The organism is Blautia sp. AM29-29 (assembly GCF_003480555.1).
In the GTDB taxonomy this organism is placed as follows: Bacteria; Bacillota; Clostridia; order Lachnospirales; family Lachnospiraceae; genus Fusicatenibacter; species Fusicatenibacter saccharivorans.
In genome coordinates, this window is sequence record NZ_QUJD01000026.1 from 698 (window position 1) to 1,740 (window position 1,043).

The 1,043-nt window shown below is 45.1% G+C and carries 1 protein-coding gene; it reads left to right on the forward strand.

Annotated elements, in window-relative coordinates; all coding sequences use genetic code 11:
* The coding region (locus DW769_RS16965; protein ID WP_243105468.1) for a transposase at positions 1-910 on the forward strand (910 nt) is incomplete at its 5' end.
* Positions 911-1,043 lie beyond the last annotated feature (133 nt).

The window sequence follows — 1,043 nt, forward strand, 5'->3', positions numbered from 1 at the left end:
AGATGCGGCCTTTTTAAAACTGTACGATGGCCATGACTGGAAATGGTTTGCTGCGCGGCTGAAACATACGGATATGGAATACTTAAGAAAACACTGGTCGGGCAAAAAAGCTTCGGCTCCAACGTTGGAGAAAAAGCACGACAAATATTTTCTGCGTTTTACGTATGCGGAAGAGGTATCTTTAAACCGGACACCCGTCAAAGAACAAACGATCTGCAGTGTGGATCTTGGCATCAATACGGATGCGGTCTGTACCATCATGCGTCCAGACGGAACTATCCTGGGAAGAAAGTTTATTAACTTTCCCAGTGACAAAGACCGGATGTACCGTGTGCTGGGACGGATCCGAAGATTTCAGCGGGAACATGGATCGCGTCAGGCGCAGGGAAGATGGGCATATGCAAAACGTCTGAATATAGAGCTTGGCAGAAAAATTGCAAAGGAAATCGTTTTTTATGCATCAGAAAAAAAGGCAGATGTGATTGTTTTCGAATATCTGGAAATGAAAGGAAAACTTTCCGGGAAGAAAAAGCAGAAACTGCAGATGTGGAGAAAACGTGATATCCAGAAACGGTGCGGACAGCAGGCACACAGAAAGGGAATCCGAATTTCCCGAATCTGTGCCTGGAACACGAGCAGGCTTGCCTTTGATGGATCAGGAGAGATTGCCCGTGATATACGGGATCATCGTCTGTGTACGTTTCAGACTGGAAAAAGATACAACTGTGATTTGTCGGCATCGTATAATATCGGAGCAAGATATTTTATCCGTGAAATTTTAAAACCCTTGCCGGAAACGGAAAGGTCTTTGCTGGAGGCAAAAGTTCCTGCAGTAAAGCGTAGAACCTCATGTGTTTATGCAGATCTGAGAGAACTGATTTCAGAAATGGAACTGCGTAAAGCAGCATAAACACAGGCAGATATGCAGTGGATTACCTGTTATGTGGAAATCTGCCGTATCCGGCATGGAAGAAGCACATATCTGTGCAAAATCTAAATAACAGGCGTATCCGCCGATATTTGGTCTGCCGCTTAAAGCGGCC